We start from the raw sequence: 23,213 nt of genomic DNA, 5'->3' as shown, positions 1-23,213 counted from the left end.
TGTCCGCAAGGCGGCCTAACGCCGCCCGAACAGGCGCTCGATGTCGCCGAGCTTCAGTTCGACATAGGTCGGCCGGCCGTGGTTGCACTGGCCGGAGTTCGGCGTCACTTCCATCTCGCGCAGCAGGGCGTTCATTTCCTCGGGCTTCAGCACCCGCCCGGCGCGCACCGAGCCGTGGCAGGCCATGGTGGCGGCGACATGCATCAGCCGTCGCTCCAGCGGAAGCGCCTCGTCCCATTCCGCCATATGGTCAGCGAGGTCGCGCAGCAGCGCGCGCGCATCGGTCTTGCCGAGCAGCGATGGCGTCTCGCGCACGGCGACCGCGCCGGGGCCGAAGGATTCGATCACGAGGCCGAACTGCTCCAGTTCCGTGGCGCGCCCCACCAGCTTCTCCACGGTCGCCTCGTCGAGCTCGACGATCTCGGGAATCAGCAGGATCTGGCGCTGCACGCCGTCGCGGGCGAGCGAGGCCTTGAGCTTCTCGTAGACGATGCGCTCATGGGCGGCGTGCTGGTCGATCACCACGAGGCCGTCGCGGGTCTGCGACACGATGTAGGTCTCGTGGATCTGGGTGCGTGCGGCGCCGAGCGGGCGGTCGAGCAGGTCGGCGGGCGCTGGCGCGACCGCGGCGCGCACGTCAGCGGACGGCGCGCCGACGTCGAAGACCGGCTGGGGCGGTGCCGCGAAGCCAGCCTCCGCGAACGGTCGCGGGGCCAGGCCATCGAATGCCGTGGCCAGCGCCGACGGCGCAGCCGGCGAGCGCTGCCAGTCCCAGTTCATTGGGCGGCTTGCGGCGGGACGGAACGCGCCGACCGCGGCCTCGCCGCCGTTGGCGGCGGTGCGCCGGCCCTCGCGCGCGAGGCCGTCTTTGAGCGCGTGGACGATCAGCGCCCGCACGAGGCCGGCGTTGCGGAAGCGCACCTCGGTCTTGGCGGGATGGACGTTGGTGTCGACCTCCTGCGGATCGAGGGTCACGAACAGTGCGACGACCGGATGGCGGTCGCGCGGCAGGTAGTCGGCATAGGCGCCGCGCACGGCACCGAGGATCAGCTTGTCGCGCACCGGGCGGCCGTTGACGAACAGGTATTGGCCAAGCGCATTGGCGCGGGTCAGCGCCGGCGCGGCAGCATAGCCCTCCACGAGCGTGCCCTCGCGCTCGGAGCGGACCGCGATGGCGCTGGCGCGGAAGTCGGCGCCGAGAATATCGCCGAGGCGTGTCAGCTGTCCGGGGGCGCCGGGCAGCGCCGCAGCCCAGGTCACGGGCGCGCGCTCCTCGCCGGCGAGGCTGAAGGCGATGTCGGGCCGTGCCATCGCGAGACGCCGCACGGTCTCGCGGATCGCCTCCGCCTCGGTGCGGTCGGTCTTGAGAAATTTGAGCCGGGCCGGGGTCGCGAAGAACAGGTCGTTGACCTCGACACGGGTGCCGTGGGCGAGCGCCGCGGGCGCGATCTCGGATTTGACACCGCCCTCGACATTCAGCGCCCAGGCGTGGGGCTCGCTGGCATGCCGCGTGGTGATGGCGAGGCGGGCGACCGCACCGATCGACGGCAGCGCCTCGCCGCGGAAGCCGAGGGTGCGGATGCGCAGCAGGTCCTCGTCGTCGAGCTTGGAGGTGGCGTGGCGATCGACCGCGAGTGCGAGGTCAGCCCGCGTCATGCCATGACCGTCGTCGGTGATGGTGATGCGGCGCCGGCCGCCGCCCTCGGTGAAGACATCGACTCGGCTGGCGCCGGCGTCGATGGCATTCTCGACCAGCTCCTTGACCGCGCTCGCCGGCCGCTCGACCACCTCGCCGGCGGCGATGCGGTTGACGATGGCTTCAGGCAACTGACGGACGGGCATGGACGACCAGGCGACTCGCAGGGAATGGAACGCCTAATCTAGGGGCTTTGAGCCGCCTGCGGGAGGCCGGCGCGCGGCTTATCCCGCGCGTCTAAACCCCTCGACCGCATGCGGCAACTGCGCCAGTTCCTGGTCAATCTCACGGGCGAGGGCCGACGAGATCGGCGTCAGGGGCAGGCGGCATTCGGGGGAACTGATCAGGCCCTGTCGCCACAGCGCATACTTGATCGGCACCGGGTTGGGTTCCCCGAACAGCTTGGGGATCAGCCGTGCCAGCGGCGTCCAGCGCGCCAGTGCGCCGTGCTGGTCGTTCGCGGCCATGCGGTCGGCGACCGCCACGAAGGCATCGGTGGCCAGATGGCAGGACGCCAGGATGCCGCCATCGGCGCCGTTGGCGAGCATGGTCAGGAACAGCGCGTCCTCGCCGGTGAGCACCGAAAAGCCCTTCGGCCGCAGCGCCAGCAATTCCAGCGACTGGGCAAGGTTGCCGGAGCTGTCCTTGATGCCGACGATGTTGGGGAGTTCCGCCATCCGCAGCACGGTGTCGTTGGTGAGGTTGACCGAGGTCCGGTAGGGGATGTTGTAGATCAGGATCTGGCGGTCGGTCTCGCTGGCGATGGCCGTGAAATGCGCCCGCAGTCCCTCCTGGGTCGGGCGGTTGTAGTACGGGCAGACCGACAGGATGCCCTGGAACGGATGGGCGGACAGCCGCCGCACGGCGCGGATCACCTTGTGGGTGGCGTTGCCGCCAATGCCGACGAATACCGGCACCCGGCCGGCGACGACGGCGACCGTCTCGGCCACCATGGTCTCGATCTCGTCGTCGTCGAGGGTCGGCGATTCCCCGGTGGTGCCGAGCGGGATGAAGCCGGCGACGCCCTGTGCGAGCAGGTGCTCGATCAGGCGGCGGGTGCTGGCGAGGTCGAGCCGGCCATCCTTGAAGGGCGTCACCAGTGGCGCCCAAACCCCGGTCAATGTGGTCATGATCATGATTCCGTGTTGAGGGGCGGAATCCTAGGCCTGCTTTTGAAATTATGATATCTAATGTATTTAATCGATATCTTTAGAGATCGTAATAAATATGGCCCACGACATCGACGTCACCATCGTGCGTGCGTTTCTCGCGGTGGTGGACAGCGGCAGCGTCACCCGGGCGGCGGAGCTGCTCAACCTGTCGCAGGGCGCGATCAGCCAGCAGATCAAGCGGCTGGAGGAGATCGCAGGCCATCCGCTGTTCGTGCGCGCGGGACGCCGCCTTGTGCTGGCGCCCGAGGGGCGCAGCCTCGTCGCACCGGCCACGCAGATGATTACCGCGAACGATAATCTGTGGGCGGCGCTGCGCGAGCCGCCGTTCGAAGGCGAGGTTCGCTTTGGCGCGCCCTATGACATCATCGGCAGCTACACGCCGCCGATCCTGCGCCGCTTTAGCAAGGCGTTTCCATCGATCCGGGTGACGCTGGTGTGCCAGGACACGGTGGTGCTGATGTCGGAATTGAAAGCCGGCAACCTCGATCTCGCGCTCACGACCGAAATGACCTGCAGCAAGGGCGGCGAGACGCTGCGCATGGACCGCCTGGTATGGGTCGGCGCCCGTGGCGGCGAGGCGCATCGCCGCATGCCGCTGCCGGTGTCGTTCGGGGCGGAGGCCTGCATCTTCCGGCCGATCGCGATCGCCGCGCTGCGCAAGGCGCGGCGGGAATGGATCGCGGTCTGCGAGGTCAGCAACATGGAGCCGGTGCGGGCGACGCTCGAGGCCGACCTCGCGGTGGCGCCGCTGCTCAGCCATTCGCTGCCGGATAGCCTCGAAATCCTTTCCGATCGCTCCCTGCCGAAGCTGCCGGAGTTCAGGATCAACCTCTACCAGGCACCGCACGCCAAGCCGGCGGTGCAGGCTTTCGCCGACCACGCCCGGCGCTGCATCTCTGCGAGCCTCGCCGGGTAGGTCGGCTGGCGTGGGCCCGGTTCAGGTCCGGCTGATCGAGACGCCGCCGTCGACCAGCAGGGCCGTGCCGGTCATGAAGCTCGACGCATCCGACGCGAGATAGAGCGCGGCGCGGGCGATCTCTTCCGGGGCGGCCAGGCGTTTCAGGGCATGCAGTCCCTCGACGAAGGCGCGCATCTCCGGAGTGTTCGACACGCTGCGCCCCATCGGCGTGTCGGTGCCGCCGGGCAGCAGCGCATTGGCACGGATGCCCTGCGCGCCGAACTCGGCGGCGATCACCTTGGTCAGGCCGATCACGCCGGCCTTGCTCGCCGCATAGGCGCCCATGCCGGGAAAGCCGACGGTGTGCCCGACGAAGGTGGAGGTGAAGATCAGCGCGCCGCCGCCACGGGCGAGCATCGCCGGGATCTGATGCCGTGCGCCGAGAAAGGCGCTGGTGAGGTTGGTGTCGAGGGTGTCGCGCCAGGTCTCGACCGAGAGTTCGGGCACCGGCGCCGCATGCCCGGTCGCACCAGCATTGTTGAAGGCAATGTCGAGCCCGCCGAAGCGGCTCTGCGCCGCCGCGACCAGCGCTACTGCGTGCGCCTCATCCTTCACGTCGCCGGGGACAGCGAGCGCGCGGCCGCCCGCGGCCGTGATTTCGGCGACGAGGCCGTCGAGCTCGATCGCGCGGCGGCCGGACGCAACGACAGCAGCGCCTTCCCTGGCGAACAGCAGCGCAGCCGCGCGGCCGATGCCGGAGCTCGCGCCAGTGACAATGGCAACCTTGTCGGTGAGTGTCGTCATCAAGAGCCTCCAGTAAGTGAGGCGGCTCTTGTTTCAGGAGCGGTCGGGCGCAGCCACCCGATTTCCGCAACGGCGTCGTGGTCCGGTGACGACGATTCGGGTCAGTCGTCGATGCGTCCGCCGCGCATCGCCTTGATCGAGCCGCGGTGCTTCTTGCCCTCGAGACGTCGCTTCTTGGAGCCGAGGGTGGGGCGGGTGGCACGGCGCGGAGTCGGGCGCACCGACGCCTCGCGGATCATGTCCACCAGCCGCTCGATCGCGTCCTCGCGGTTGCGTTCCTGGGTGCGGTAGCGCTGGGCATGGATGACGATGACGCCATCCTTGGTCATGCGCTGACCGGCGATGCGCTGCAGCCGCGCGTCGATATCCGGCGCCAGCATCGCGCGGCGGCTGTCGTAGCGCAGCTGTGCCGCGGTCGACAGCTTGTTGACGTTCTGGCCGCCGGGGCCGGAGGCGCGAACGAAGCTGATCTCGATATCGTTCTCGTCGATTGCGATCGAATGGGTGATCCGCAGCATGGCACAACCGGTTGTCCGCGCTCCCCACGGGAATCGCTCGCGGCCACCATAGCGTGTTACGCCGCCGTGGACCGGCTCAATTTTTGTCGGTTGGTGGTGCGGCGTCGGTCGGCGCGGGCTTGGCGGAGGCCTCGGTGGAGCGTCCGGCCGCCGCCATCAGCAGGCCCTGGCCCCACAGCCGCTTGGCGGCGCGGCGGGCGTCGTCGAGGCTCACCGTATCGATCAGCGCGCCGCGCTTGTCGAGATAATCGATGCCGAGGTTGTCGAGCTGGTACTGCACCATGACGCTGGCGATCTTCGACGATGTGTCGAGCGCGAGCGCCTGTGAACCCTTGAGATAGGATTTCGCCTCGTCGAGCTCCTGCTGGGTCGGACCTTGCTCCGCCATGCGGCGGATCTCGCTGTCGACCGTGGCGGCGGTTTCCGCGGCACGGTCGGCGCGGGTCGCGGTCGATCCGACGAACACGCCGGACTGGTTCATCCACACCAGCGACTGGTAGACCGAGTACACGAGGCCGCGCTTCTCGCGGACCTCCTTGTAGAGCCGCGACGACAGCGCGCCGCCGCCCAGGATGTGGTTGACGACGTAGGCTGGCATGAAATCGGGGTCGCTGCGCAGCAGGCCCGGGCCGCCGAACACGATCACGGTCTGCGGCACGTCGAGCGGCACCTGCACGCGTTTCGGGGGCATGGCCGCGGTGACGGCCGGCACCGGCGTGAGGTCGGATTTCGCCGGCAGCGCGCCGAAGGTGCGGTCGAGCAGCTTGCCCAGCGTGGCCCCATCGATGTCGCCGACGACTGCGATCTTCAGCTTGTCGCGGGCCAGCACCTTGCGCTGGTAGGTGCGGAGGTCATCGACCTGGATGGTTGCCAGGCTGTCCAGCGTGCCGTTGCTGGGGCGTCCATAGGGGTGATCGCCGTAGGCGAGCTGCCAGAACGCATTGCCCGCGAGCGTCGTCGGCGTGGTGCTGTCGCGGCGCAGCTCGGAGCCGATCTGGGAGCGGATGCGCTCCACCGGCTCGCTGTCGAAGCGTGGCGCGGAGAGCGCAAGCTGCAGCAGCTCGAACGCCTGGTCGTGATCCTCCTTCAGCATCCGCAGCGAGCCGCGCAGGTAGTCGCGCGACGTGCTGAAGTTCATCTGGATGGCGCGACGCTCGAGGCGGTCGTGGAACGTGGTGCTGTCGAGATCGCCGGCGCCCTCGTCGAGCAGGTTGGCCAGCACGTTGCTGACGCCGGGCTTGCCGGGTGGGTCCTGGGCGGCGCCGCCGGCGAAGGCATATTCAATGGACACCAGCGGCACGGTGGCATCCTGCACGAACCAGGCCTCGATGCCGCCGGGTGACACCACGCGCTGGATCCGGGTGGCCGCGTGCGCTGGCGACAGGCCGAACGGCCGCAGGGCGACGACAGCGGCGCCGGCAGCAGCACCACGGAGGAATTGCTGACGGGTCAGCTTCACGAGCGCTTCTCCTCGCGCCGCGGCGCGGCGTCCTTTATCAGATAGCCGGTGACCGAGCGCTTCTTGTCGAGCCAGGTGCGGGCGGCGTCGCGAACCTGTTCGGCGGTGATGGCGCGAATGCGTTGCGGCCAGTCGATCACCTGGTCGATGCTGAGGCCGACGGTCAGCGCCGCGCCATACCAGCGCGCAAGCGTGCTCTGGCTGTCCTGGGCGTAGACGGCTTCAGCGATGAGCTGGGTCTTGGCCCGCTCCAGCGTTTCGGCGGAGACGCCGTTCTGCGCGACCTCGGCCAGGACGGCGTCGATGGTCTGCTCGATCTGCGGGAAGGTGATGCCGGGCTTCGGCGACACCGAAATGGCGAACTGCGTCGCGTCGACCGCCGTGCCCTGGTACCAGGCGGCGGCCGAGACGGCGAGCGGCTTGTCCACCACCAGCGCGCGGTAGAGCAGCGAGTTGCTGCCGCTGCCGAGCACCTGGGCGAGCACATCGAGCGCGGGGCTGTCGTTGCCGGCCGCGGTCGCCGCCGGCACCAGGTAATAGCGCCGCACGCCGGTCTGCTCGACACGGGGGTCGGCGAGCGTCACGGTGCGTGGCCCGGCGGGCGTCGGCTCCTGGGGGCGGATGCGTTTTGGCGCGATGTCCGCCTGCGCCGGGATCGGGCCAAAGGAGCGTTCGACCAGCGGGCGGATCTCGTCCGCGGTGACGTCTCCGGCGATCACCAGGGTCGCGTTGTTCGGCGCGTAGAAGCGCTTGTAGAAGGCGAGCGCGTCCTCGCGGTTGAGCTTCTCGATCTCCTGGTGCCAGCCGATCACCGGCCGCCCGTAGGGATGGTTGAGATAGAGCGCGGCCATGATCTGCTCGGTGAGCCGCGCATCCGGGCTGTTGGCGACGCGCATGTTGTACTCTTCCAGCACCACGTCGCGCTCGGACAGCACCTCCTCGTTCTTCAGCGTCAGGCCGGTCATGCGGTCGGCCTCGAAGCCCAGCATGGTGGCAAGCTGGTCGCGCGGCACGCGCTGGAAGTAACCGGTGTAGTCGGCCGCCGTGAAGGCGTTCTCGGTGCCGCCGACGCGCACCACGGTCTTGGAGAACTCGCCGGCCGGATGGTGCTCCGTCCCCTTGAACATCAGATGTTCGAGGAAGTGGGCGAGCCCCGACTTGCCGGCTGTCTCGTCGGCCGAGCCGACCTTGAACCAGATCATCTGGGTCACGACCGGGGTGCGGTGGTCGGGAATGACCACCACCTGCAGCCCGTTGGCGAGGGTGAAGCTCGCCGGGCGCTGCGCCATGGCGCTGTCCTGCGACGTCGCGGCGGGCTTCTCGGCGGGGGCCGGAGCCTGGGCGGAGGAGACGGCGGGGAGAAGCGACAGGCCGAGGGCGGCCAGCAGCATCGCAGGGCGGTTCGAACGGGATGAGGGTGTCATGTTCTCGTCAGCGGCTCGCAGAGGTTTGACCCAGCAAAGCCTGATCCCGGCCGGTTCGGGATCACGGTCTTGCGAACCGACGACAATGTGATCGGGCCGCCACTTTTTTGCGACGGACCCGACGTGCGTCAGGCTCAGTTATCCTTCTTGACCCCGCTGTTGGGATCGAACGGATTGGCCGACTGCTGATCGATCGGCTTGCTCGGCAGGCCGGTGCCGTAGCCATAGCTCGGCGACGGGGTCTGATAGCCGACGGGCGGTTGGGTCAGATTCTCGCGGGTCGGCTCGCCCTTGAACTGGCCGACTTCCGCTGAATTGCCCTTGAAGACGTTGGAGAACATTGAATTGCTGAATCCGAGCTGGCCCGGGCTCAGCATCGGGCCGGTGCCGGTGCCGCCATAGGCGTCCGGTGTGCTGCCCGGCTGCTGCACGGTCGACGACGAGCGCGCGGTCCTGGTGCGCTTCGGCGCAAGCTCTGCCGGTGTCAGCGTCCGGCTCATCTCGAACATGTCCGGCTTGGATTTCTTGGCGGCTTCGGCCGAGGCCTTTTCCGCCGCGATGGTCGGGTCCTTCGGCCAGTTCGGCGGATTTACCTCAGCCTTGGCGTCGGCCGGCGGCGGCAGGTCGAGTTTGCGCGGCACGACCAGCGGCGACCGCTCGCGGTAGTTGATGCCGCGGTTGTCCATGTTGGTGCCGCCGAGGCCGGTGACGATGTTCTTGATGATGCGGTCCTCGATCGGTCCGCTGTCTTCCTCGTCGTCGTCGCCGGCGCGTGCGGCGGTTGCCGCGAGGCAGAGGCCGATGCCGAGCGCACAGGCCGCGAGGCGGAGGCCGCGCGGCAGCAGGGTTGGCAGCGTGGCGTCAGACGACATGAGCGAAGGCCGACCGGCTTCGGTTTTGCGCATCGTGCAGTATCCCGATCAAATCTGTGCCGCGGTCGCAGAATAGCGCTCTGCTTCAAACGGTTAGCAGGCTCCCTGACGACCGCCCCATGGCCGTATCGGCCGTGATCAGGGCGCTTTTACGGCGGGTTTTCCGAGGAAGGAGTCATACAGGAGCCCCGCCACACCGGCAACAATGGCTGCGTCGGCAAGGTTAAACACATACCAGTTGTAGGTTTTTCCGCCGATTTCGATGTGGAACAGGGCAAAATCGACCACTGCCCCATAGGCAAAACGGTCGATGGCGTTGCCGATCGCCCCGCCGATGATCAAGCCCAGACCGATTGTCGCAACCAGGGTCTGGGCCCGCGCCATCCACACCGCCATCACCACCACGGCGACGGCCTTCACCAGCAGCAGGACGATCTGGCCGACGGTGCCCTGATTCTGGAACATGCCGTAGCTGATGCCGGTGTTCCAGGCGAGCACCAGGTCGAAGAACGGGGTGACGGCGACGATGCCGCGGTGGGCGAGATCATAGCCGAACAGCAGCCAGAGCTTGACGGCCTGGTCGATCACAAGGGTCACGACGGCAGCCGCGATGCCCGCCCGGAGCGGCGGCGTCGCTGTCGTCGGCGTGGTCCCGGTCCCGGTCATGACAGCGCGCTACACCACATGTCCCAGGGCCTTCAATTCGCGCAGCGCCTTGGCGTCGCGCGGCGAGACGTCGGGGTACTCCGGATCGCTGCCGACGGTCGGCAGGATCTTCCAGGAGCGCGCGCATTTGGTGCCGACAGCCCGCTCGATCACCACGGCGACGCCCGGCACGTCGGCGAGACGGAAGGCATCGGCCGGTGCGTCCGCGTCGCTCAGCATCGCATTGGAGGTGATGCCGATCTCCGCGAGGTCAGCGTCGGCAAGGATCGCAAACACCGTCTTGTCGGCGACGTAGACCAGCGGCGAGGCCTCCAGCGACGCGCCGATGCGCTTGGCCTTGCGCTCGATTTCCAGCGCGCCAGTGATGACGCGGCGCACCGCGCGGATGGTCTCCCACTTCTGTGCCAGCGCGTCGTCGCGGAAGCCGGCGAGATCGTCCGGGAAGGTGGTGAGATGCACCGACGCCTCGCCGTTCGGGCGATACATCACCCAGGCCTCGTCGCAGGTGAACGACAGGATCGGCGCCAGCCATTTCAGCAGCGCGTCGCACAGCCGGTCGATGGTGGTGAGCGCCGCCCTGCGCGCCACCGACGACGGCGGGTCGCAGTACAGCGTGTCCTTGCGGATATCGAAATAGAACGCCGACAGCTCAGTGTTCATGAACGCCGCGAGGCTCGCGATCACGGTCTTGTAGTCGAAATCGGCATAGGCCTGGCGGATCACGCCATCGAGCTCGGCGAGGCGGTGAAGCATCAGCCGTTCGAGCTCGGGCATCTCACCGGCGGCGACGGTTTCTTCCGCCTTGAAGTGGCGGAGCGTGCCGAGCATCCAGCGGATCGAGTTGCGCAGCTTGCGGTAGGTCTCGATGGTGTTCTTGAGGATCTCCGGGCCGATGCGCTGGTCGTCGGCGGTGTCGGAGCTCGCCACCCACAGCCGCAGGATGTCGGCGCCGGACTGTTCCATCACCTGCTGCGGCTCCACCGTGTTGCCGACCGACTTCGACATCTTGCGGCCCTGCTCGTCGAGCGTGAAGCCGTGGGTCAGCACGACGTCATAGGGCGCGCGGCCGCGCGTGCCGCTGCTTTCCAGCAGCGACGAGTGGAACCAGCCGCGGTGCTGGTCCGAGCCCTCGAGATACATCACGGTGTCCGTGCCGCCATCGATCTTGCGATGGATGCCGGCGAGGCTCGGGAAGTTCTGGGCGTCCTCCAGCACGAAGGCGTGGGTCGAGCCGGAATCGAACCAGACGTCGAGGATGTCGTCGACCTTCTGCCACGGCTCGGTGGCGAGCGCTCCGAGGAAACGTTCGCGTGCGCCCTCGGCGTACCAGGCGTCGGCGCCTTCCTGCATGAAGGCCTCGGCGATGCGCAGGTTGACTGCCTCGTCCTGCAGGATGTCGACGGAGCCGTCCCCCTTGTCGCGGATGAATACCGCGATCGGCACGCCCCAGGCGCGCTGGCGCGACACCACCCAGTCCGGGCGGCCGGAGATCATGCCGTTGATGCGGTTCTGGCCCTGTTGCGGCACCCAGCGGGTTACCGAGATCGCGTGCAGCGCGCGGGCGCGCAAGGTGTCGCCGGGCTTCGCCGTGCCGTTGTCGGCAATCGGCTTGTCCATGGCGATGAACCACTGTGGCGTGTTGCGGAAGATCACCGGCTTCTTCGAGCGCCACGAATGCGGGTACTGGTGCTTCAGCCGCGACCGCGCCAGCAGCAGGCCGCGCTCGCTCAGCGCCTTGATCACGGCCTCGTTGGCGTCGCCCTTCTCGCCCTCGTCGGTGATGACGCGGCGGCCGGTGAAGCCCGGCGCCTGGGTGGTGAGGGCGCCGTTTTCGTCGACGGTATAGGGGATGGCCGAGCTGATGCCGCGCGCCTCGAGCGCGCGGGCGTTGGACATCCAGATCTCGAAGTCCTCGCGGCCGTGGCCGGGAGCGGTATGCACGAAGCCGGTGCCGGTGTCGTCGGAGACATGGTCGCCATCGAGCAGCGGCACGCGGAACTTGTAGCCGTCTTCGAGGCCGGCGAACGGATGGGTGCACTCCATGTGTGCCAGCACTGGTGCCGGGACGTCGCCGACCTTTTCATAGGCCGTGACGCGGGCCTGCTTGAACACCGCTTCCGCAAGGGCGTCGGCAAGGATCAGAAGATCGCCGGTCTTCGTCCAGTTGTCGGCCGGCGCGTCGGTAACACGGTAGAGACCATAGGCGATCTTCGAGGAGAAGCTGATGGCGCGGTTGCCGGGCAGCGTCCACGGCGTGGTGGTCCAGATCACCACCGACGCGTCGGCCACCGCCTGCACGATCGCCGCAGATGCATCCTTGCCCGATGCGAGCTCGACCTGAGCGACCGGGAATTTCACCCACACCGCGTCGGAAGTGTAGTCCTCGTACTCGACCTCGGCTTCGGCGAGCGCGGTCTTCTCCACCACCGACCACATCACGGGCTTGGAGCCGCGATACAGCGTGCCGTTGGCGGCGAACTTCATGATCTCGCGCGCGATCTGGGCTTCCGCCGGATAGCTCATGGTGGTGTAGGGGTGATCCCAGTCACCGACGACGCCGAGCCGCTTGAACTCCTCGCGCTGCACGCCGAGCCAGTGCGATGCGTAGGCGCGGCATTCGCGCCGGAACGCGATCATCGCGGCGGGATCCTTGAGATCGGGCTTGCTCTTGCCCTGGGAGCGGTAGTTCTCTTCCTCGATCTTCCATTCGATCGGCAGGCCGTGGCAGTCCCAGCCCGGGACGTAGTTGGAATCGAAGCCGAGCATCTGCTGGCTGCGCGTCACCAGGTCCTTCAGGATCTTGTTGAGCGCATGGCCGATATGGATGTGGCCGTTGGCATAGGGCGGGCCGTCGTGGAGCACGAATTTGGGCCGCCCGCGGGCGGTGTCCCTCAGCTTGCGGTAGAGCTCGATGTCGTTCCAGCGCTTGAGGATTTCGGGCTCGCGCTGCGGCAGTCCCGCGCGCATCGGAAACCCGGTTTCCGGCAGGTAGAGCGTCTTGGCGTAGTCGTGGCCCTCGGAGGCGGGGGCGGCGGCTTTGGTCGGCTTGTCGGTCATGGGATGGGGCTCGGCGGTACGGCGCGCGAAAATCAATTCAGCGCAAGGATTTAGGGCATGTCAGGCTGATCCCGGTCTTGCGCTGGAGCGTGGACGCTCAGGCGGAAGCCGGGCCGCTAATGATGCTGATGATGCGCCGTGCGGTCATGGCTGCTCATTAGCAAAGTGAGGCGGGATCGGAAAGACCCGTAACAGCCTCAATCTATGACATTTCCGAGGTTCGGGAACGCGCCGGGTGCCGCCGCCAGGGCGGCGCGGGCCTGCCGGCTGTCGTCGTCCATCTGCCGGATCAGCGGCGCGATGCCCTCGAACTTCAGCTCATCACGCAGATGGGCGATGAAGGCGATGTCGAGCCGCTGGCCGTAAAGGTCGTCGTTGAAGTCGAACAGGAAGATTTCCAGCAGCGGGGCGCCATTGTCGAAGGTGGGGCGGCGGCCGAAGCTCGCCACGCCTTCGAAACGCTCGGCGCCGCGGCCGATCCGCACCGCATAGATGCCGTGCTTCAGCCCGCAGGCGGGATCGAGCCGGATGTTGGCGGTCGGGTAGCCGAGATCGCGGCCGCGCTTCTCGCCATGGATGACCTCACCCGAGATGAACCAGGGATATCCGAGCAGGGCGCTCGCCTCGTCCACCAGCCCCTGTCCCAGCGCGTTGCGGATCGCGGTCGAGGACACTGCGCGTCCTTCGACGTCGATATGCGACTGGATATGGACCTCGATGCCGAGCTTGGGCGCCTCGGCGGCGAGCAGCGCCGGCGACCCCGAGCGGCCCTTGCCGAAGTGGAAGTCGAAGCCGATCGAGATACCGCTGACGCCGAGCCGTCCGATCAGATCGTGGTTAATGAAATCCATGGCCGAGGTGCGCGCGCGGGCGGCGTCGAAGGTCATCACCACGGCGCCGGCAAGCCCGGTGGTCGCCAGCAGCCGCAGCTTGTCGTTGAGTTCGGTGAGCTTGAATTGCGGTGTGTTGGGGCTGAAGAAGCTGCGGGGATGCGGCTCGAAGGTGACAGCAAGGGCCGGGTGGCCGTGCGCCCGCGCCATGTCGAGGGCTGCCGAGATCACGGCCCGGTGTCCGAGATGAACCCCGTCGAAATTGCCCAGGGCCACCACGGCGCCGCGCGGGATGGCGGCAGGCGGGGTGGTATCGCGAATAACGGTAAAGCCGGTCGTCATGGCACCTTGCGACGGATCGTTGACGGATCAGGATAGACCGTGATGCCTCCCCGTTCCGGAAGTCAAGCCGGCGGTTTGGCAAACCCTGAAGTCGCCGATTAACGTGCTGTTTAAGGGCTGGTGCTAGTTGTTGAGGCGCGGCGGGGGCGGACAATCACACAGTCTGTGTCATGTCGTGGTGCCATGCCGGCGGGGCCATCTCGCCACGGCATCAAGGGGGGATGCGCCAGGACGGCGCGAGGGAGCACAGTGCGATGGCGATGGATTTGTCGATGTCGGTCCTGGTGGTGGACGATTACAGCACCATGATCCGCATCATCCGCAATTTGTTGAAGCAGCTCGGCTTCGAGAATATCGACGATGCCAGCGACGGCTCGGCGGCGCTCGATAAGATGCGCGGCAAGAAATATGGTCTCGTGATCTCCGACTGGAACATGGAGCCGATGACCGGTTACGACCTGCTCAAGGAGGTCCGCGCCGATCCCAATCTGGCGATGACACCCTTCATCATGATCACGGCGGAATCCAAGACCGAGAACGTGATCGCGGCCAAGAAGGCCGGTGTAAACAACTACATCGTGAAGCCGTTCAACGCCGCAACCTTGAAGACCAAGATCGAGGCGGTGTTCCCGGATCCGGCTGGCTGATCACGGCCTGCCGAGTTTGTGATGCGATGGCCGGGCTTGTCCCGGCCATTTGTTTTTGTGGGGTCGCGCTTACCAGCGCAGCTCGTGCATCAGCGCCAGCGGCGGCCTGGTTTCGCCGAAGAACTCGCGCACGGCGGCATCGTCCATCCTGTCCATGCCCTTGAACGCATCGGCATGGATGCCGCGCGTCAGGAACACGCAGTCGAGCCCCATGGCGTTGGCGCCGGTGAGGTCGGTGCGCACGGAGTCGCCGATGGCCAGTACCTTGCCGGCGGTGCTCTGCCGCACCGCGTGGGCGATGCCGAGCGCGCGGTCGTAGATCGGCCGGTGCGGCTTGCCATAGAAGATGACCTCGCCGCCGAGCGAGCGATAGAGTTCGGCGATCGCGCCGGCGCAGTAGATCAGCCGGTCGCCGCGCTCGACCACGATGTCGGGGTTGGCGCAGATCAGCGTCAGCTTGCGCGCCAGTGCCTGGTTCAGAAGCGCGCGATAATCCTCAGGGGTCTCGGTCTCGTCGTCGAACGGTCCGGTGCAGACGATGTAACCGGCTTCATCGAGTGGCGTGAAGCGCACATCGAGGTCGCGGAAGATCGAGTTGTCGCGCTCCGGGCCGATCTTGTGCACCGCCTGGCCGGGGTGCCCGGTGATGAACTGGCGGGTCAGGTCGCCCGACGACACGATGGCGTCATAGGTGGTGTCGGCGACGCCGAGCTTGCGCAGCTGGCGCTGCACCGAATCTGCCGGGCGCGGCGCATTGGTGATCATCACCACCGTGCCGCCGCCGTCGCGAAAGGCCTGCAACGCCGCGCAGGCTTCGGGAAAGGCGACGAGGCCGTCATGAATCACGCCCCAGATGTCGCTGAGGATGATGTCCACGCCATGCGTGAGGTCGCTCAGGTGATCGGCAAATCGGATTGTTGTCATCGGGGATGTCGCCTGATGGTGGCTCGGTTTCGGCGCGCGGCGCGGCGGGCCATGGGGGATTTAAGTCCCTCTGTCGTCCATCAGGGCAGGTTGTTCAAGGGTTTTGTGGCCGCACCGGCCGGGCGAAAACGCGCCGGCTCAGCGGGTGCGTGAGCGGGGCACCAGTGCCGCACTGCCAGTGAGGCGCGCGGGCTCATTGCGCATCGCGTCCGGCCGGATGTCGGCCCGGACCTCGGTTTTCGGCGTTGCCGGCTTCGGCTCGGCTGCCCCATTGGCCGTCTGTGAGCCTTCCGGGCGCAGCGGGCGCGGCGGCGCGAACAGGAAGCCCTGACCGAAACGGACATCATAGTCGAGCAGGTCGATCACAGTGCGTTCGCCTTCGATCCGCTCGGCGACCAGATCGATGCCGAACCGGCCGAGCAGGTCGGCGAGATCGGCGGGATGGATGTCAGCCGCGGACATCTGCTTCTGGTCGAGCAGGAGATGGGCGGGCACCTTGATGAAGCGGACGCCGCGATCGGCAAGCTCGCGCGGCTCGATCCGCAGGTCGCTGACATGGTCGACCGAGAAGCGGTAGCCGCGCTGGGCGAGCGCCGCGAGATTTTCGCCTTCGGTCGGGCCGAGCCGGCGCAGCGCGGCCTGCTTGAACTCGAGCACCAGGGACGGAGCGATCGCGCGGTTGGCTTCGAGCATGTCGAGGCATTGGGCAAAGGCGTCCGGATTGCCGAGCGTCGCCGTCGACAGGTTGCAGAACACGCCGACATCCTTGTTGCGCACCATCAGGCGCCGCAGCACCTGGATACCTCGCAGCAGCACCATGTGGTCGATCTGGCCCATCAGGCCGGAGGTTTCCGCCGCCGCGATGAAATCGCTTGCGGCGATCAACTGGTCGTTGTCGTCGCGAATGCGCGAGACCGCCTCGTAGAAGCGCACCTTGCGCTGAGGCAGCGTCACCAGCGGCTGCAGGTACAGCTCGATCTGGTTGGTCTCGATCGCCTTGTGAATCGCGGTGAGCACCTGTTGATGGGAGGGCGGCAGCGCCGCCGGACGCGGCGAGGCCGCAGGCTGCTGCGGCCGGGAAGCCGGCGTATCCACCCACTCGAGATCACCGGTCTGGCGCGGGGGCTGGGGGCGCTCGGGTTGCTGCATGAGAGGCGCGCGGGCCGCCAGCTGTTCGTCGTGGGCCGCCACTGAAATGGCGAGCTGCTTCATCAGCGTGCCGAGTTCGTTGATCTCACCGAGCGCGGTCTGCACCCGTTCCTGGGACGTGGCGTCGAGCGCGGTGGTGCGCTGTTCGACAGCCGCGAGGCGGCGGCCGAACTCCGCCACCTGGCGGGCGAGGTCGGCGGTGCCGCGCGACAGGTCGGCAATCTGCGTCGCTGCGTTGCTGCGGTCGCGCAACCGCATCGAGATCGCGTTGTAGAGAATCAGGAAGGTCAGCGTGGCCAGAGCAATGATCGCGGATTCCGACAGGTTGAAGCCAGCCATGGCGTACAGCGCGAGGCCAAGCGACGCCGAAATCAGCACCATGCAGATGGCGATGAAGATCGTCGAAATGCGGACCATGCCTGACCTGAAACCCCGTCGCCTGCCGCCAGCAAGCGCCCCTCGGTAGAAATACTCAACAACCACAGTAGCATGATTGCTGATTCGACGCGGGATTGTTGGCGCCAAAAAAAGCCTCCCGCGGGGGTTGTCCCCGGGGGAGGCGTGTCACATGGCCCGCGGCCGGTCAGGCGACGGCGCGGATCACCTTGCCGAGCTTGTCGATGATCTCGCCGATCTGGCTTTCGCTGATGATCAGCGGCGGGGTCAGCGCGAGGGTATCGCCGACCGCCCGCACCATCAGGTCGTGATCATGGAACGAGCTGTTGAGCGCGTCGACGCCGCGCTGCCCCGGAGTTCCCTTCGGCGCGAGATCGATCGCCGCGGTGAGGCCGACGGTGCGGATGTCGACCACGTTCGGGGCGTTCCTGAGCGACATCACCGCTTCGGCCAGCACCGGCTCGAGCTTGCGAGCGCGTTCGAACAGCTCCTCCTGGCGGTAGAGCTCGAGGGTCGCAAGGCCGGCGGCACAGGCGAGCGGATGGGCCGAATAGGTGTAGCCATGGAACAGCTCCACCACATGCTCCGGTCCGGTCATGAAGGTGTCGTGCAGCGCATCGCGCACCAGCACGCCGCCCATCGGCACCGCGCCATTGGTGACGCCCTTGGCGAAGGTGATCATGTCGGGGAGGACGCCGTAGCGCTCGGCGGCAAAGCTGAAGCCGAGGCGGCCGAAGCCGGTGATGACCTCGTCGAAGATCAGGAGGATGCCATGGGTATCGCAGATCGTGCGGAGCCGCTGCAGGTAGCCCTTCGGCGCCGGCAGCACGCCGGTGGAACCCGCCATCGGTTCGACGATCACCGCGGCGATGGTGTTGGCGCCGTGCAGGCCGACCAGCTTTTCCAGCTCGTCGGCGAGATGCGCGCCCCATTCCGGTTCACCGCGGGTGAACGCCTGCTGCTCGCGATTGTAGGTCGAGGGCAGGTGGTCGACACCGGTCAGCAGGTTGCCGAACAGCTTGCGGTTGTTGACGATGCCGCCCACCGCGGTGCCGCCGAAGCCGACGCCGTGGTAGCCGCGCTCGCGGCCGATCAGGCGGTTGCGCGCGCCTTCGCCGCGAATGTTGTGGTAGGCGAGCGCGATCTTCAGCGCGGTGTCGGCGGCTTCCGAGCCGGAGTTGCAGAAGAACACATGGTCGAGCCCTTTGGGGGCCAGCGCCGCAATCCGGCTGGCGAGCTCGAACGCTTGCGGATGGCCGAACTGGAAGGGCGGCGCATAGTCCAGCGTTTCGGCCTGCTTGGTGATCGCGGCGGTGATGGCGTCGCGGTTATGGCCGGCATTGCTGCACCACATGCCGGCGGCGCCGTCGATCAGCTTGCGCCCGTCGGAGGTGAAGTAGTGCATGTCCTTGGCGCCGACGACCATGCGGGGCGCACGCTTGAAGGCGCGGTTCGCCGTGAACGGCATCCAGTAAGCGGCGAGATCGTTGGGAACCGTGGAGGGCGCGAGGGGGGCGGCGCTGCTGTTCGAGGACATGATGACCTGCTGTTTTTTGAACGGTTTTTGAGGCGGTGTCGCCGAGTGTCCGATTCTTACATTCGCATCACTCTGCGGCGGGCCGCTTTGCGAATGCGGGAGCTGTAAGGACACCAGCGAATATCAGTTTCTAGCGTGGTCTTGGACCTGACATGGGGCTTGAGAACCAGCGGCGAAGCTGACGCGAATGTCAGATCCACCATGCCAGCATCGTCACCCTATCAGGTCGCGGACGAGGCGGAAGGGTCGATGCTGACCATGCCATCGTAGGGGATTCGACGGATGGATGGCGGCAGGAAAATACTACCTAAGATTTAGTTTCTGATTCATCCGCACTTAAAGGTTGTGTGGTGTGATTGTGGCGATGACACGGAGAGCCACCATGCGTTGGTTTCGACGGTTTCGGGCCTGCCGCGGCGGAGCATCGGCTGTCGAGTTCGCGATGATCGCGCCGGTGTTTCTGATGCTGGTGTTCGGCATCGTCATTTATGGCAGCTATCTTGCGGTGGTGTATGGCGTGCAGCAGCTGACGGCGGCTGCGGCGCGCTCCTCGATCGCCGGGCTCAGCGACACCGAGCGCAGCAGCCTCGCCACGAGCTACGTGACCGCGAATGCCGGCTCCTATCCGTTGCTGTCCGCGGGCAACCTGACGGTCAATGCGGCGGCTTCCCCGTCCAACGCCAATGTGTTCGTCGTGACCGTCAACTACAACGCGTCCGGTCTCTTCATCTACACGCTGCCGAGTTTCATGCCGACGCCGCCGACGACGATCGTCAGCTCCGCGGCGATCCCGCGCGGCGGTTTCTGAGGAGATCATCATGCGGCGAACGATCCGGGGCTTCCGACGTGACCGCCGCGGCAACATCGCGGTGAGCGGCGCGTTGATGATGCTGGTGATGTGCGGCTTCGCCGCCTTCGGCATCGACATCGGCTCGATCTTTCTCGATCAGCGGCGCACGCAGAGCGCTGCCGATCTCGCCGCGATCGTCGCGGCGAGCAACATCAACAATGCAGTCAATGCCGCTACGGCGGCGGTGGTGGACAACAACTATCCTGCCAACTCTCTCGTGGCTGTGGAGTATGGTACATATGTTGCGAACGCGGCGCTGTCGCCGCAGCAGCGGTTCACCACCGCCGCCGGGCCCGGCCCCGGCACCAATGCCGTCCGGGTCACGCTGCAGACCCAGACCCCGCTGTATTTCGGCAAGGTCCTGGTCGGCAGCAACAGCGTCAATGTGCGCGCCACCGCGACCGCCGCGACCACCGGGATGGCGTCGTTCGCGATCGGTACGCAATTGCTGTCGCTCAATGCCGGCCTGCTCAACCAGATCCTCGGCAGTCTGCTCGGCACCACCTTGTCGCTGTCGGTCATGGATTATCAGGCGCTGCTCAACGCCCAGATCGACGCTTTCAAATACATGTCGGCGCTGGCGACGCAGGTCAACGTCACCGGCGTGACCTACAATCAACTGCTGGCGGGACAGGTGAAGATGCCGGACCTCGTCGCGGCGTTGCTGGCGACGCAGCGGGCGGCCAACGGCAACAATTCGGCGACGCTCGCGCTGTCGAGCATCAACCAGGCGGTGGTCGGTCTCACCAGCAAGTTCACTGCGCAAGCGCTGATGAATCCCGGCCCCTACGGCGGGTTGGTGGCTGGCCAGACCCCGCAAGTCGCGGTGCCGGTATCGGTGCTCGACATCCTGACCGCGATGGCGGTGATCTCCAACGGCACCAATCAGATCGCGGCGGGGCTCAATCTCAACCTGCCCGGCATCGCCAGCGTCGCGCTGCAGGCGACGGTCGGCGAGCAGCCGGTCGGCTCGAGCTGGTTCACCGTCGGCGCGGTCGGCGCCAGCGTTCATACCGCTCAGACGCGGGTGTTTCTTCAGATCCAGCTGCTCGGCAGCGGCAGCGTTGCCGCGGTCAACCTGCCGATCTATGTCGAGGTGGCGCCGGGGACCGCGACGCTCAACGCGCTGCAGTGCGGCTATCCCGACATCAGCACCTCGACGGTCACGCTCGGCGTATCGCCCGGCATCATTGATGCCTGGATCGGTGGGGTGACGAGCGCCGACATGACCAACTTCACGACCAAGCCCAACCCGCCGCCGGCGACGCTGGTCAATCTCGGCCTTATCCAGGTGACAGGACTAGCGCACGCCACGATGTCCAACAGCTCGCCGACCAGCGTCAATTTCAGCTATGCCGATATCCAGGCGATGACCCGCAAGACCGTCAACACCACCTCGTTCCTGTCGTCGCTGACGGCGAGCCTGCTCGGCAACCTGAACCTGAATGTGCAGATCATCGGGCTCGGCCTGCCGATCCCGGGGCTCACGGCCCTGGTCGCCAGCATCATCGGTGGAGTGACCGCGCCGGTCGATCAACTGCTCGCATCGGTGTTGCAGACGCTCGGCATCAGCCTCGGCCAGGCGTCCGTCTGGGTGACCGGCATCCGCTGTGACGGCGCCGTGCTGGTCAACTGACGAGCGGCGCGCGATTCCGATCTGCTTGCCCCTGCGTCCCCCGGCTGCTAACCGGTGGCCACGAGTAGGTTATTCTGACCTGCATCCGTGGTGGCGAGCGACATGTCCGAGAAAGCCAAAAAGCCCCAGAAACTCAAGGCCCGCCTGCCGCGCGGGCTGGCCGACCGCGGTCCCGTCGAGATCGCCGCGACGCGGCGCATGATCGCCACCATCCAGCGCGTCTACGAGCTCTACGGCTTCGAGCCGGTGGAGACGCCGGCGATGGAATATACCGATGCGCTCGGCAAGTTCCTGCCGGACCAGGACCGCCCCAACGAGGGCGTGTTCTCGTTCCAGGACGACGACGAGCAGTGGATCAGCCTGCGCTACGACCTCACGGCGCCGCTGGCGCGCTATGTCGCCGAAAATTTCGACGCACTGCCCAAACCCTATCGCAGCTACCGCGTCGGCTACGTCTATCGCAACGAGAAGCCGGGCCCCGGGCGTTTCCGCCAGTTCATGCAGTTCGATGCCGATACCGTCGGCAGCGCCTCGCCGGCGGCGGACGCCGAGATCTGCATGATGGCTGCCGATACCATGGAGGCGCTCGGCATCCCGCGCGGGGCCTATGTGGTCAAGGTCAACAACCGCAAGGTGCTCGACGGCGTGCTCGAGGCGATCGGCCTCGGTGGCGACGCCAACGCCGGGCGCCGCCTCACCGTGCTGCGCGCGATCGACAAGCTCGACAAGTTCGGGCCCGACGGCGTGCGGCTGCTGCTCGGCGAGGGCCGCAAGGACGAGAGTGGCGATTTCACCAAGGGCGCGCAATTGTCTGTCGACGCCATCGAGAAGGTGATCGCCTTCACCGAGGGTAAGCCGGCCGGGGACTCGCCGCTGGCGGCGGAGGGCCAGGCCGAGCTCGACCAGATCCGCCAGCTCGTCAACGCCGGCGGCTACGGCGAGGACCGCATCCGCATCGATCCGTCGGTAGTGCGCGGCCTCGAGTACTACACAGGCCCTGTCTACGAGGTCGAACTGCTGCTCGATACCAAGGACGAGAAGGGGCGTCCGGTACGCTTCGGCTCGGTCGGCGGTGGTGGTCGCTATGACGGGCTGGTGTCGCGCTTCCGCGGCGAGCCGGTGCCGGCGACGGGCTTCTCGATCGGCGTGTCGCGCCTGCAGGCGGCGCTGTCGCTGATCGGCAAGCTGGACAGCGCGCCGGACATCGGGCCTGTCGTGGTCACGGTGTTCGATCGTGATCGCGTTGCCGATTATCAGGCGATGGTCACGAGGCTGCGCCAGGCCGGTATCCGCGCCGAGCTCTATCTCGGCAATCCCAAGAACATGGGCAACCAGCTCAAATACGCCGACCGCCGCAACTCGCCCTGCGTCATCATCCAGGGATCGGACGAGAAGGCGCGGGGCGAGGTGCAGATCAAGGATCTGATCGAGGGCGCCAAGGCGGCGGCGGCAATCGCTTCCAACCAGGAATGGCGTGAGACGCGTCCGGCGCAGTTCGCGGCGCGCGAGGATGCGCTGGTCGAAGCCGTGCGCGAGGTGCTGGCCCGCCACGACGTCAACTGGTCCGCCTGACCGCGCCGTCTGCCGGTGCACAGCCATGCATCGGCGGAGCAGAGCGGTTGAGCAAATGATCGATGAAGGAATGCGCAGGGTCTGCCACACTGTCGCTGCGCAGCAGGAGGAGAAACGATGCCCGAAGTTCACGTCTTCATGGCCGAAGGCCGCACCGACGAGCAGAAGAAGAATATGATGTTCGACATCACCCAGGCGCTGGTCAAGAACCTTGGCGTGCCGGCGGACGTGGTCACGGTGCAGATCGTCGAGGCGCGGCTCGCCGACAAGATGAAGGGCGGCGAGACGTTCGTCGAGCGGGTGGCCAAGCAGGCCAAGAAATAGACGCCGTCATCGTCGTCAACCGCGCGGGGATGACATGAACGAGATGGCGGCGATCTCCATCGGGATGAGCGCCGAGCGCGGCGTGACGGTGACCGATGAGCTGACGGTCGCCCATGTCGCCGCGCACATGCCGCGGGTCTATGCCACCCCGATGATGATCCTGCTGATGGAGATGGCCGCGACGGTGGCCATCGCGCCGCATCTGCCGGATGGCTTTGTCAGTGTCGGCACGGAGGTCAATGTCCGCCACCTCGCGGCGACGCCGGTCGGGCGCCTGGTGCGCGCAACCGCGCGGGTGATCCGGATCGACGGCCGAAGCGTCCTGTTCGACGTCGCGGCTTTTGACGGTGATCGCAAGATCGGTGACGGCACGCACCGGCGTGGCGTCATCAATGTCGCGAAGTTCGAGAAGCGTTTTTCGGTCGCCTGATTGCGGCGTC

At 66.8% G+C, this 23,213-nt stretch carries 20 protein-coding genes; 7 read left to right on the top strand and 13 right to left on the bottom strand.

Features of this window, described 5'->3' with window-relative positions; genetic code table 11:
- Window positions 1-15: 15 nt before the first annotated feature.
- Together mutL and dapA are read right to left on the bottom strand one after the other, a co-directional pair.
- Window positions 16-1,842, bottom strand: coding sequence for a DNA mismatch repair endonuclease MutL (gene mutL / locus AB4Z37_RS02850; RefSeq protein WP_441515148.1), 1,827 nt, complete (start codon window positions 1,840-1,842; stop codon window positions 16-18).
- Window positions 1,843-1,920: 78 nt separating this feature from the next.
- Window positions 1,921-2,826 (bottom strand): 4-hydroxy-tetrahydrodipicolinate synthase, encoded by a 906-nt coding sequence (dapA, locus tag AB4Z37_RS02845; protein ID WP_441515147.1) that lies wholly within the window; start codon window positions 2,824-2,826, stop codon window positions 1,921-1,923.
- A 97-nt stretch (window positions 2,827-2,923) separates the two neighbouring features.
- On the opposite strand from dapA, the gene AB4Z37_RS02840 reads away from it, so the two are divergent.
- Window positions 2,924-3,784 carry a LysR family transcriptional regulator gene (locus tag AB4Z37_RS02840; protein ID WP_441515146.1) on the top strand — a complete coding sequence of 287 codons (861 nt, stop codon included), beginning with the start codon at window positions 2,924-2,926 and terminating at the stop codon, window positions 3,782-3,784.
- A 21-nt stretch (window positions 3,785-3,805) separates the two neighbouring features.
- Here AB4Z37_RS02840 and AB4Z37_RS02835 read toward each other — a convergent pair whose 3' ends face one another.
- The 8 genes from AB4Z37_RS02835 to AB4Z37_RS02800 form a co-directional block, all read right to left on the bottom strand.
- Entirely contained in the window at window positions 3,806-4,570 is a 765-nt protein-coding gene (locus AB4Z37_RS02835) for an SDR family oxidoreductase (RefSeq protein WP_441515145.1), read from the bottom strand.
- Between the two features lie 101 nt (window positions 4,571-4,671).
- Window positions 4,672-5,088 (bottom strand): alternative ribosome rescue aminoacyl-tRNA hydrolase ArfB, encoded by a 417-nt coding sequence (arfB, locus tag AB4Z37_RS02830; protein ID WP_441515144.1) that lies wholly within the window; start codon window positions 5,086-5,088, stop codon window positions 4,672-4,674.
- Between the two features lie 76 nt (window positions 5,089-5,164).
- Window positions 5,165-6,541, bottom strand: coding sequence for a M16 family metallopeptidase (locus AB4Z37_RS02825; protein ID WP_441515251.1), 1,377 nt, complete (start codon window positions 6,539-6,541; stop codon window positions 5,165-5,167).
- A 2-nt stretch (window positions 6,542-6,543) separates the two neighbouring features.
- Window positions 6,544-7,836 (bottom strand): M16 family metallopeptidase, encoded by a 1,293-nt coding sequence (locus tag AB4Z37_RS02820; protein ID WP_441515250.1) that lies wholly within the window; start codon window positions 7,834-7,836, stop codon window positions 6,544-6,546.
- 269 nt (window positions 7,837-8,105) lie between these two features.
- Window positions 8,106-8,843: a hypothetical protein gene (locus tag AB4Z37_RS02815; RefSeq protein WP_441515143.1), complete on the bottom strand. Its 738-nt coding sequence runs from the start codon at window positions 8,841-8,843 to the stop codon at window positions 8,106-8,108.
- Between the two features lie 138 nt (window positions 8,844-8,981).
- Window positions 8,982-9,509 (bottom strand): signal peptidase II, encoded by a 528-nt coding sequence (gene lspA, locus AB4Z37_RS02810; RefSeq protein ID WP_441515142.1) that lies wholly within the window; start codon window positions 9,507-9,509, stop codon window positions 8,982-8,984.
- A gap of 9 nt (window positions 9,510-9,518) precedes the next feature.
- Window positions 9,519-12,566 carry an isoleucine--tRNA ligase gene (gene ileS, locus AB4Z37_RS02805; RefSeq protein ID WP_441515141.1) on the bottom strand — a complete coding sequence of 1,016 codons (3,048 nt, stop codon included), beginning with the start codon at window positions 12,564-12,566 and terminating at the stop codon, window positions 9,519-9,521.
- A gap of 197 nt (window positions 12,567-12,763) precedes the next feature.
- Window positions 12,764-13,738: a bifunctional riboflavin kinase/FAD synthetase gene (locus tag AB4Z37_RS02800; protein ID WP_441515140.1), complete on the bottom strand. Its 975-nt coding sequence runs from the start codon at window positions 13,736-13,738 to the stop codon at window positions 12,764-12,766.
- Window positions 13,739-13,992: 254 nt separating this feature from the next.
- Between AB4Z37_RS02800 and AB4Z37_RS02795 the strand changes: the two genes are divergently transcribed.
- Window positions 13,993-14,385 (top strand): response regulator, encoded by a 393-nt coding sequence (locus AB4Z37_RS02795; protein WP_441515139.1) that lies wholly within the window; start codon window positions 13,993-13,995, stop codon window positions 14,383-14,385.
- 69 nt (window positions 14,386-14,454) lie between these two features.
- Here the strand turns inward: AB4Z37_RS02795 and AB4Z37_RS02790 are convergent, their stop codons facing one another.
- From AB4Z37_RS02790 to AB4Z37_RS02780, 3 genes are all read right to left on the bottom strand, one after another.
- Window positions 14,455-15,309 (bottom strand): TIGR01459 family HAD-type hydrolase, encoded by an 855-nt coding sequence (locus AB4Z37_RS02790; protein WP_441515138.1) that lies wholly within the window; start codon window positions 15,307-15,309, stop codon window positions 14,455-14,457.
- A 138-nt stretch (window positions 15,310-15,447) separates the two neighbouring features.
- Window positions 15,448-16,875, bottom strand: coding sequence for an EAL domain-containing protein (locus tag AB4Z37_RS02785; RefSeq protein WP_441515137.1), 1,428 nt, complete (start codon window positions 16,873-16,875; stop codon window positions 15,448-15,450).
- Window positions 16,876-17,041: 166 nt separating this feature from the next.
- On the bottom strand, window positions 17,042-18,391 hold the full coding sequence (locus AB4Z37_RS02780) for an aspartate aminotransferase family protein (RefSeq protein ID WP_441515136.1): 1,350 nt from the start codon (window positions 18,389-18,391) through the stop codon (window positions 17,042-17,044).
- Between the two features lie 382 nt (window positions 18,392-18,773).
- Between AB4Z37_RS02780 and AB4Z37_RS02775 the strand changes: the two genes are divergently transcribed.
- The 5 genes from AB4Z37_RS02775 (at window position 18,774) to AB4Z37_RS02755 (ending at window position 23,203) form a co-directional block, all read left to right on the top strand.
- Entirely contained in the window at window positions 18,774-19,199 is a 426-nt protein-coding gene (locus AB4Z37_RS02775; protein ID WP_441515135.1) for a TadE/TadG family type IV pilus assembly protein, read from the top strand.
- A gap of 10 nt (window positions 19,200-19,209) precedes the next feature.
- The gene (locus tag AB4Z37_RS02770; RefSeq protein WP_441515134.1) at window positions 19,210-20,877 is read left to right on the top strand and encodes a pilus assembly protein TadG-related protein; all 1,668 of its coding nucleotides are present in this window, start codon (window positions 19,210-19,212) and stop codon (window positions 20,875-20,877) included.
- Between the two features lie 102 nt (window positions 20,878-20,979).
- A complete protein-coding gene (gene hisS / locus AB4Z37_RS02765) occupies window positions 20,980-22,449 on the top strand; it encodes a histidine--tRNA ligase (protein WP_441515133.1) in 1,470 nt (489 codons plus the stop codon).
- Between the two features lie 117 nt (window positions 22,450-22,566).
- A complete protein-coding gene (locus AB4Z37_RS02760; RefSeq protein ID WP_441515132.1) occupies window positions 22,567-22,773 on the top strand; it encodes a tautomerase family protein in 207 nt (68 codons plus the stop codon).
- Between the two features lie 34 nt (window positions 22,774-22,807).
- On the top strand, window positions 22,808-23,203 hold the full coding sequence (locus AB4Z37_RS02755) for a thioesterase family protein (RefSeq protein ID WP_441515131.1): 396 nt from the start codon (window positions 22,808-22,810) through the stop codon (window positions 23,201-23,203).
- Window positions 23,204-23,213: the final 10 nt, after the last annotated feature.

The organism is Bradyrhizobium sp. 2TAF24 (assembly GCF_052115025.1).
GTDB lineage: Bacteria > Pseudomonadota > Alphaproteobacteria > Rhizobiales > Xanthobacteraceae > Bradyrhizobium_A.
This window is presented reverse-complemented; position numbering and strand designations above follow the sequence as displayed.

Excerpts from the sequence above, each read along its gene's own strand:
- mutL (WP_441515148.1), bottom strand. The coding sequence starts at position 1,842 with ATGCCCGTCCGTCAGTTGCCTGAAGCCATCGTCAACCGCATCGCCGCC.
- dapA (WP_441515147.1), bottom strand. The coding sequence starts at position 2,826 with ATGACCACATTGACCGGGGTTTGGGCGCCACTGGTGACGCCCTTCAAG.
- AB4Z37_RS02840 (WP_441515146.1), top strand. The coding sequence starts at position 2,924 with ATGGCCCACGACATCGACGTCACCATCGTGCGTGCGTTTCTCGCGGTG.
- AB4Z37_RS02835 (WP_441515145.1), bottom strand. The coding sequence starts at position 4,570 with ATGACGACACTCACCGACAAGGTTGCCATTGTCACTGGCGCGAGCTCC.
- arfB (WP_441515144.1), bottom strand. The coding sequence starts at position 5,088 with ATGCTGCGGATCACCCATTCGATCGCAATCGACGAGAACGATATCGAG.
- AB4Z37_RS02820 (WP_441515250.1), bottom strand. The coding sequence starts at position 7,836 with ATGGCGCAGCGCCCGGCGAGCTTCACCCTCGCCAACGGGCTGCAGGTG.
- AB4Z37_RS02815 (WP_441515143.1), bottom strand. The coding sequence starts at position 8,843 with ATGTCGTCTGACGCCACGCTGCCAACCCTGCTGCCGCGCGGCCTCCGC.
- lspA (WP_441515142.1), bottom strand. The coding sequence starts at position 9,509 with ATGACCGGGACCGGGACCACGCCGACGACAGCGACGCCGCCGCTCCGG.
- ileS (WP_441515141.1), bottom strand. The coding sequence starts at position 12,566 with ATGACCGACAAGCCGACCAAAGCCGCCGCCCCCGCCTCCGAGGGCCAC.
- AB4Z37_RS02800 (WP_441515140.1), bottom strand. The coding sequence starts at position 13,738 with ATGACGACCGGCTTTACCGTTATTCGCGATACCACCCCGCCTGCCGCC.
- AB4Z37_RS02795 (WP_441515139.1), top strand. The coding sequence starts at position 13,993 with ATGGCGATGGATTTGTCGATGTCGGTCCTGGTGGTGGACGATTACAGC.
- AB4Z37_RS02790 (WP_441515138.1), bottom strand. The coding sequence starts at position 15,309 with ATGACAACAATCCGATTTGCCGATCACCTGAGCGACCTCACGCATGGC.
- AB4Z37_RS02785 (WP_441515137.1), bottom strand. The coding sequence starts at position 16,875 with ATGGTCCGCATTTCGACGATCTTCATCGCCATCTGCATGGTGCTGATT.
- AB4Z37_RS02780 (WP_441515136.1), bottom strand. The coding sequence starts at position 18,391 with ATGTCCTCGAACAGCAGCGCCGCCCCCCTCGCGCCCTCCACGGTTCCC.
- AB4Z37_RS02775 (WP_441515135.1), top strand. The coding sequence starts at position 18,774 with ATGCGTTGGTTTCGACGGTTTCGGGCCTGCCGCGGCGGAGCATCGGCT.
- AB4Z37_RS02770 (WP_441515134.1), top strand. The coding sequence starts at position 19,210 with ATGCGGCGAACGATCCGGGGCTTCCGACGTGACCGCCGCGGCAACATC.
- hisS (WP_441515133.1), top strand. The coding sequence starts at position 20,980 with ATGTCCGAGAAAGCCAAAAAGCCCCAGAAACTCAAGGCCCGCCTGCCG.
- AB4Z37_RS02760 (WP_441515132.1), top strand. The coding sequence starts at position 22,567 with ATGCCCGAAGTTCACGTCTTCATGGCCGAAGGCCGCACCGACGAGCAG.
- AB4Z37_RS02755 (WP_441515131.1), top strand. The coding sequence starts at position 22,808 with ATGAACGAGATGGCGGCGATCTCCATCGGGATGAGCGCCGAGCGCGGC.